Source organism: Streptomyces sp. NPDC059668, assembly GCF_042734135.1.
Lineage (GTDB): Bacteria > Actinomycetota > Actinomycetes > Streptomycetales > Streptomycetaceae > Streptomyces.
In genome coordinates, this window is sequence record NZ_JBHWEL010000013.1 from 132,295 (window position 1) to 140,309 (window position 8,015).

Consider the following 8,015-nt stretch of genomic DNA (forward strand, 5'->3'; position numbering starts at 1 on the left):
CCCTCCCACACCCACCCCCACGACTGCCCGCGGCGGGGACTGCGGTTGGCCCCCCCCGCGCGCGGCGGGGCCCCACGAAATACTGGTCGACGAAATACTGGTCGTACCTGTCGAAGGACTCGGCGCGCTCCGCGTCCGCGGCGTCACCCGTCTCCGACATCCCCTCGAAGAACTCCTCACGCGGTGCGCCCGGCGTGAAGAGGAGCAGCATCCGGAGGACGCTCTCAGCGGTCACCGGCCGTGAAGCGTCCTGCCTCCCGTACGGAAGCCGATGGGCAGTGGTCCTGGCCCCTGGTGCTCTCCACCGCCGACGGAAACCCAGGTGGCGTCGGCGCACCGTCTGGGTAGAGTCGGCCGGTGCCCGAATTGAAACGGCTGCATGCCGGTCATGCCCCGGCGGTCCTGGCGTTCGAGCTGGCCAACCGTGCCTACTTCGCCGCCGCCGTCTCCGACCGCGGCGACGACTACTTCGACCGGTTCCCCGACCGGCACAGCGCCTTGCTGGCCGAGCAGGAAGCCGGTGTCTGCGCCTTCTACGTGCTCGTCACCGAGGACGGCTCGGTTCTGGGCCGGTTCAACCTGTACGACCTCGAAGACGGCACGGCCGCCCTCGGCTACCGGGTCGCGCAGCACGTCGCCGGCCGCGGCGTGGCGACCGCGACCGTCCGCGAGCTGTGCCGGCTGGCGGCGACGCGCCACGGGCTGCGCACACTGCGGGCGGCCACCGCCCACGACAACGCCGCCTCCCGGAAGGTGCTGACCAAGGCCGGGTTCGTCCCGGTCGGCCCGGCCGACCCGGCCGACCTCGGCGGCAGGCCGGGCACCTGGTACCGGCGCGACCTGGAGGTCCAGCCGTAGGACGCGACGACCGAACGCGGGCACGGGAGCGGCCGGCGCCGACGAAATGGCAGGGCGCGCGCTCTCTTGCGATCCTGGTCCGGTGGCACGTGAACCTGGACAGGTGGCACACCGCGCCTCCGCACACGAACCGGCCCCGGGTACCCCGCCGGACCCTCCCCGGACCGACTACACGGGTGCGATCTACGGCTCGCTCCTGGCCGCCTCGGTGGTGGCCGGAGCCGGTGCGCTCGGCCCGCACCCGCGCGCCCAGCTCGTGGCCCTCCTGCTCTGTACCGGCCTGGTGTTCTGGGCCGCGCACGCCTACGTCCGGTTCGTCGGAAACCGGTTGCGGCATCAGGCGGTGACCTGGCGGGAGATCCGGCAGGTGTGCGTGCACGAGTGGCCGATCGTCCAGGCGGCGTTCCTGCCCGCCGTCGCCGTGGCGATCAGCCCGCTCCTGGGGCTCGGGGTCGAAGGGGCGGGATGGCTCGCGCTGGGCGTCGCCGTGGCCCAGCAGGTCGGCTGGGCCACGGTGGCGGTCCTCCGGGCCGGTGCCTCGCACGGCGCGGTGGCGTCCGTCGCCGCCGTCAACTTCGTCCTCGGGTTGATCATCGTGGCCGCCAAGGTCGCGCTCCACTGACTGCCTCGGTGCCTGTCCCGGTGCTGGGCTTCCGACCGCCGCGGAACGGCACTCTCCGTGCACGGGGAGAACCGAGCGTTCACCGACGGCCCTCCCCCGTGCGGAGCCGGGCGAAGAAGCACACTCTGGAAGGAGGGCTGGGGTAGCAGGGGCTGGGGTCGGCCCCGGAGGTGATCGTGATGACGCAGACGACAGAGATGAAGCCGACGCGACCGCGGGCACGGACCGCCGTCGGCTGGCACGTCGAGATGGAGTTCGAGGAGGACGAGCACCGCACGCGCGCCGCCGCCCTCCTCCGGCTCGCCGACGGGAGCGAGGTGCGGGCGCACGGGTACGCCAGCCGCCATCCCAGCGACTCGAACCAGCCGAGGGTCGGCGAGGAGGTCGCGGGAGCGCGGGCACTCAACGAACTGGCGATGAAACTGCTGACCAAGGCGCACGACGAGATCGACGAGGAGTCGGGCAGGACCTCGCATCCGCTGCGCTGAGGATCGATCCGTAGTGATCGGCGGCTTCTCGGCGTGCTCCTTCCACCGGCCGTCCGGTGATACGAGTGGTGCGCCCGTGGCGAGGCATGAACAGGGCGCCGGCTGTCACGCCCGATCGTGACGACCGGCGCCCGTCAGTGCCCCGCTCCGGAAAGGGACCGCATGCCCAAGAAGATCGTCATCGACTGTGACCCCGGGCTGGACGACGCGATCGCCATCCTGCTCGCCGCCGGGAACCCGGACGTCGAGATCGTCGCCGTCACCACCGTCGCGGGCAACCACACCCTCGACAAGGTCACCCTGAACGCCCGTCAGGTCTGCACGCTGGCCGGCCTGCACGACGTACCCGTCGCGCCGGGCGCCGACCGCCCCCTCGTCCGTGACCGGATCACCGCGGCCGAGATCCACGGCGAGTCCGGCATGGACGGCCCGGCCTTCATCGCTCCGGCCATGGAGGCCGACCCCCGGCACGCCGTCGACCTCATCGTGGAGACAGTTCTCACCCACCCCGGCGAGATCACACTCGTCCCCACCGCACCCCTGACCAACATCGCGCTGGCCCTGCGCCGGGAGCCGCGGATCGCCACGCTGGTCAGGGAGGTCGTCCTCATGGGCGGGTCGTACACCCGCGGCAACGTCACGCCCGCGGCCGAGTTCAACGTGCACGCCGATCCCGAGGCGGCCGCGATCGTCCTCTCGGCGGACTGGCCCGTGACCATGGTCGGTCTCGACCTGACCGCGCAGGCCGCGGCCACCCCGGAGCTGCTGTCCCGCATCGGGGCGCTGGACACACCGGTGTCCCGGTTCGTCGTCGATCTCCTGCACCACTACAACGCCACCGTCGGCAAGGTCCACGGCACGACGGCCACGATCCACGACGCGTGCGCGGTCGGCCGGGCCATCGACCCCACCCTGATGGAGGCCGTCGAGGCCCACGTCGAGGTCGAACTGCGCGGCACGGCGACCTACGGGATGACCGTCACCGACTTCCGCGGCCGAATCGGCGCGCCGAACACGTCCGTGGCCACCGAACTGCACACCGAACGTCTCTGGGACCTGCTCATCCGCTCACTCGAGAACCTGGCGACCTCCGACCGGACCTCGACCCTTCCGGAGGCGAACGGCCAGAGCACCCAGGGCCGGTGGGAATGACCTCCGGAAGGGACACGAGAGGTCTGTCCACGGCTGACGTACTCGGGCGGAACTGAGTACATGCGCTCTGGTCGGTGACGGAGCGGACGGAAACACTCGGGGCATGCGTCAACGACCACTGAAACCTGTTCCCCAACTGGTGTCGATCCTCCTGCTTGCCGGGGTGTCGCTGGCGATGTGGGCTGCCTGGCTGGGCTGGGACCAACATCGTGACGTGCACCCGGACGGCACGACGACCGGTCCGTACGAGGCGTGGCAGGTGATCGGGCTGGTACTGACTCTGCTGGCTCCGGTGTACTGGGCGGCGTCCCGGCACCATGTCGCCGCCGCCGTGCTCGGCACCACGGCCGGCCTCACCGTTGCCGCCTGGTACGACTGGTCGGACGACTCCAGCGGCCTCTTCGGGGTCGGCGTCGGGCTGGTCATGGTGGGAAGCCTCGCCGCGACCGCCGTCGTCACCGCGATCGCCTCCGCGCGACGACGGGACGGGCGGCGCCCAGGGCACTGACGTGCGGCTCCCGGGACACTGACGTGCGGGCACGGTCCGCCGCTGCTCACGCGGCGCGCCCGAGTGGAACGACGACCGCGTCCCACAGCGACACCACCGGGAACGCGCCGACCGGCGAGGCGGTGTCGGCCGCGAGGGCGAGCGCCTCGCCGCGACGACCGGCCACGCCGCCGCTGAGTGACGGCGAGTGGGTACGGATGCGGGGCTGCCGGCGCCCCGCGGGACGACCCGACACCCCTCGACGACGTGAGAGCGCGGGCCATGCACACCTGGCGTCCGCCCCGGCGGCGGGCATCCGCCGGGCCGCCGGCCGGGACGCCCCACGGGCCCGTCGCTCCGTCCCTCAACTCGCCGAGTGCATGGGGTGGTCCGCCGTCGCGCCCCCGGACGCGCGGCGGCCGACGACCCGTCTGCTCGCGGCACAACTGCGCCATGGCACAAGAGTGACGTGTGCGACCCCTTGAACGGCGGCGGGGGCGGCCGGAGGATCCAGTGATCTTTCGCTCTTCGCCGCGTCCCAGGAGTCTTCCTTGCCCAAGGTTCCCATCCCCCGGCCCGGCCCGATCGCCCTCGCCGTGGCGGCCGCGCTCACACTCGGCGTCATACCGGCGACCGCCGCTGTGTCCGCGTACTCCGCCGGTGAGGTGTCGCACAACGACACCGGACACCGGACCCCCGGCGATGCCGGCACGCACACCGTCACCCTGATCACGGGTGACAAGGTCACCATCGGGACCGCCGCCGACGGCTCCGTCGTACGTTCCTTCCAGGCCGCGAGCGGAGCCACCACCGGCTTCCACCGCGCTGTCGTGGACGGCGCCACCTACGTCTACCCCGACGCCGCCCTGCCGTACGTGAGCGCCGGCAAACTCGACAAGCAGCTCTTCAACGTGACGCGGCTGATCACCGAGGGCTACGACGACGCGCACAGCTCCCGGCTGCCGCTGATCGTGCGCTACACCGGAGCCGCCGCCAAGGACCGCACCCGGACGAAGATGGCCGGCTCGACCGACGTCCGCCGCCTGGACAGCATCCAGGGCGCGGCCCTCGCGCAGAACCACAAGCAGGCACCGGAGTTCTGGTCCTCGCTCACCGGGGGTTCCGGCGCGGCGGCCCGGACCGCGAAGCCGTCCTTCACGGGCGGCGTCGCCCATGTGTGGCTCGACGGCAAGGTGAAGGCCGACCTGGCCGACTCCACCGCCCAGATCGGCGCGGACAAGGTCTGGGCGGAGGGCGACACCGGCCAGGGCGTGAAGGTCGCGATGCTCGACAGCGGCGCGGACACCGAACACCCGGACCTGGTCGGGCAGGTGTCCGACAGCGCCAGCTTCGTCCCCGGCGAGGACGACATCGCCGACTACAACGGCCACGGCACGCACGTCGCCTCGACCATCGTCGGCACGGGCAGCGCCTCCGACGGCAAGGAGCGGGGTGTCGCCTCCGGCGCCCGGCTGGCCGTCGGCAAGGTGCTCAACTCCGAGGGCAGCGGCCAGGAATCCTGGATCATCGCGGGCATGGAGTGGGCCGCCCGCGACCAGAAGGCCAGGATCATCAGCATGAGCCTGGGCGGTGGCGGTGACAAGACCGACCCGATGAGCCAGGCCGTCGACGAACTCAGCCACGACACGGGCGCGTTGTTCGTGATCGCGGCGGGCAACGGCGGCCCGCACTCCATCAGCAGCCCCGGTGCCGCGGACTCCGCGCTGACCGTCGGCGCCGTCGACTCCACCGACACGCTCGCCGACTTCTCCAGCCAGGGCCCGCGTGACGGCGACGGCGGGCTGAAGCCGGAGATCACCGCGCCCGGCGTCGACATCGTCGCGGCGCGCTCGCACTACAAGCGCGGCTCGGGCTACTACACCACGATGAGCGGCACCTCGATGGCGACGCCGCACGTCGCCGGTGCCGCCGCGCTCCTCGCCTCCGAGCACCCCGACTGGACGGGCACCCAGCTCAAGGAGGCGCTGGTCAGCAGCGCCAAGGCGACCCCGGCGTACACCCCGTACCAGGCGGGCGCCGGCCGGCTCGACGCGCTCGCGGCCGTGCACACCACGGTCTTCGCCACCACGAGCGCCTACTCCGGCTTCCACACCTGGCCCCCGAAACCCGGCGAGACCGACGTCCAGACGGTCACGTACACCAATGTCGGCGACGCCCCGGTCAACCTGAACCTTTCGGTCAACGGCACTGTGCCCGCGGGGTTGTTCAGCCTCTCCGCGGACCATGTCACCGTGCCCGCGCACGGAACCGCCACGGTCGAGCTGACCGCGGACCTGGACAAGCTGGCCGGTGACCAGTCGATCAGCGCCACGATCACCGGTACGGACGGCGCCGGAACCGTCCGCGCCCGCACCCTGATCGGCGCGGCCCGAGAGGGCCGGCGGCAGAATCTGACCGTCGTCGCGAAGGACCGTGCGGGCAAGCCGCTGGCGGGCCGGGTCGTCCTCACCGCCGAGCACCTCTTCACGGTGATGGACCTCGACGCGTCCGGCACCGGCACGACGCGGCTGCCCGTCGGCAGCTACAGCGGCTGGCTCACCGGGGACGTACAGGGCGCCGAAGGCCCGAACTCGCTCGGCATGGTGCTGCTCGCCTTCAACGACGTGAACCTGGACCAGGACCGCACCGTCACGCTCGACGGCCGCAAGGCGCGCCGGATCCTGGCGCGGGTGCCGCAGCAGACCACCGCCGTCGCGCCGCGCCTGGACGCCCACCGGTCCTTCACCGACAGCCTGGTGGAGACGTCGATGCTGCCCAACCCCTCGTACGACAGCATCTGGGCGCTCCCGACCGGCAAGAAGGTCACCGACGGCGAGTTCGAGGCCGGCGCCCGCTTCCGCCTGGAGCAGCCGGCGCTGACCCTGAGCACGAAGTCGACGACGTTCAACGACCCGCTGGTCAAGCGCGCCGCCACACCGCTGCCCGCCGGCAGCCGGAACCTGACGGCGGTCTTCGCCGGCGACGGCACGGCCCAGGAGCTCGCGCGGCAGAACGTGCGCGGCAAGGCCGTCGTGGTGCGGGGCGCCGGCACGGCGGGGATCAAGGCGCAGGCGGAGGCCGCCGCGGCGGCCGGCGCCCGGCTGCTGCTGGTCGTCAACGACGGCGTCGGCCGCCTGGAGCCCTGGGACGAGAACCCCTGGAGCCCGGCGAGCCCCGCCCCGGTGACGGTGGCGACGCTCACCGCCGACCAGGGCGCGGAGCTGATCGGCTCGCTCCGCCACAACGCGGTCTCGCTGAAGGTCACTTCGCACCCCACGACGGACTACGTCTACGACGTGGTGCACCACTGGACCGGCGCCGTCCCGGCGGACCCGACCTGGACCGAGGAGCCCAAGGGCCTCGGCCGGGTGAACGTCTCCTTCCGGAACTACCGGCAGGGCAAGGCGCTGGAGTTCCGTCCGGACGTCTGGCGGGGCTGGGCGGTCGGCAACCAGCTCACGGCGCCCGCCCAGGGCGAGCGCACCGACTGGGTCACCGCCGGCACCACCTGGCTGGACGACGCCTTCATCCAGGGCGAGACCGGACAGCACTCGATCGACCCGCTGGACTACCCGGCGCGCAAGACCGCCAAGGTCAGCTGGTTCGGCCCGATCCAGCGGCCCCGCATGGGCCCGGTGAACTACCAGCCGGTGCGCTACCTCGACACGATGTACATCACCGCGCCCGGCTGGGGCGACTCGGGCTCCGGCCATGTCGGCGAGGCCGGCGCGAACTTCGACGTCAAGGACTGGATGTCGCTCTACCAGGGCGACCAGCAGCTCGACTGGGGCAACGCCGAGTACCTTCAGGTTCCCGGCCTCGGCGCCGAGCGCCTGCCCTACCGGCTGGTCCTCGACAACGACCGCGGCACCTGGGCCAACCCGTACTCGACGCACACGCTGACCGAGTGGGACTTCACCTCCGCGGTCACCGGCAGCGAGTCGGCGGTGTCCCTGCCGCTGATCCAGCTCGACTACGGCGTGGACACCGACAAGTCCGGCCGTGCCGACCGGCACGCCGGCCTGACGGTGACCGCCTCGCACCTGCCGGGCACCACCGCCGCCATCGGGAAGCCGACCGTCGAGGTCTCGTACGACGACGGTGCGACCTGGCAGCGGACCGACCCGAGCCGGTGCGACGAGGGCTGGCGGACGAACCTGCGCGCGCCGCGGTCCGCCGACTTCGTCACCCTCCGGGTCGGCGCCCGGGACAGCGCGGGCAACACCGTCTCGCAGACGATCACCCGGGCCTTCGGCCTGCGCTGACGTCACACCCCGGGAGGTCACCCGGGACAGCACCGCGGGGGGGGGGGGGGCCCCCCCCCCCCCCCCCCCCCCCCCCCGGCGGGGGGGGGGGGGGGGCCGCAGACAAACACGGCGCGGGCGGGGCGGCGCGGGGGGGGGGGCGC

Annotated in this window: 6 protein-coding genes and 1 pseudogene; 6 read left to right on the forward strand and 1 reads right to left on the reverse strand. The window is 72.6% G+C overall.

Annotated elements, in window-relative coordinates:
- Window positions 1-235: pseudogene (locus ACFV2J_RS13170) on the reverse strand (hypothetical protein); the annotation flags it as partial.
- Window positions 236-357: 122 nt separating this feature from the next.
- On the opposite strand from ACFV2J_RS13170, the gene ACFV2J_RS13175 reads away from it, so the two are divergent.
- The 6 genes from ACFV2J_RS13175 to ACFV2J_RS13200 all read left to right on the forward strand — a co-directional run bounded on the left by ACFV2J_RS13175 (window position 358) and on the right by ACFV2J_RS13200 (window position 7,872).
- Window positions 358-858 (forward strand): GNAT family N-acetyltransferase, encoded by a 501-nt coding sequence (locus ACFV2J_RS13175; RefSeq protein WP_385092270.1) that lies wholly within the window; start codon window positions 358-360, stop codon window positions 856-858.
- A 103-nt stretch (window positions 859-961) separates the two neighbouring features.
- Complete coding sequence (locus ACFV2J_RS13180) at window positions 962-1,480, forward strand: hypothetical protein (protein WP_385092282.1); 519 nt, start codon at window positions 962-964, stop codon at window positions 1,478-1,480.
- Between the two features lie 179 nt (window positions 1,481-1,659).
- On the forward strand, window positions 1,660-1,968 hold the full coding sequence (locus ACFV2J_RS13185; protein ID WP_385092273.1) for a DUF1876 domain-containing protein: 309 nt from the start codon (window positions 1,660-1,662) through the stop codon (window positions 1,966-1,968).
- A 162-nt stretch (window positions 1,969-2,130) separates the two neighbouring features.
- Complete coding sequence (locus ACFV2J_RS13190; RefSeq protein WP_385092276.1) at window positions 2,131-3,120, forward strand: nucleoside hydrolase; 990 nt, start codon at window positions 2,131-2,133, stop codon at window positions 3,118-3,120.
- Window positions 3,121-3,223: 103 nt separating this feature from the next.
- Window positions 3,224-3,628 carry a hypothetical protein gene (locus ACFV2J_RS13195; protein ID WP_385092279.1) on the forward strand — a complete coding sequence of 135 codons (405 nt, stop codon included), beginning with the start codon at window positions 3,224-3,226 and terminating at the stop codon, window positions 3,626-3,628.
- Window positions 3,629-4,158: 530 nt separating this feature from the next.
- Window positions 4,159-7,872 carry a S8 family serine peptidase gene (locus ACFV2J_RS13200; RefSeq protein ID WP_385085096.1) on the forward strand — a complete coding sequence of 1,238 codons (3,714 nt, stop codon included), beginning with the start codon at window positions 4,159-4,161 and terminating at the stop codon, window positions 7,870-7,872.
- Window positions 7,873-8,015: the final 143 nt, after the last annotated feature.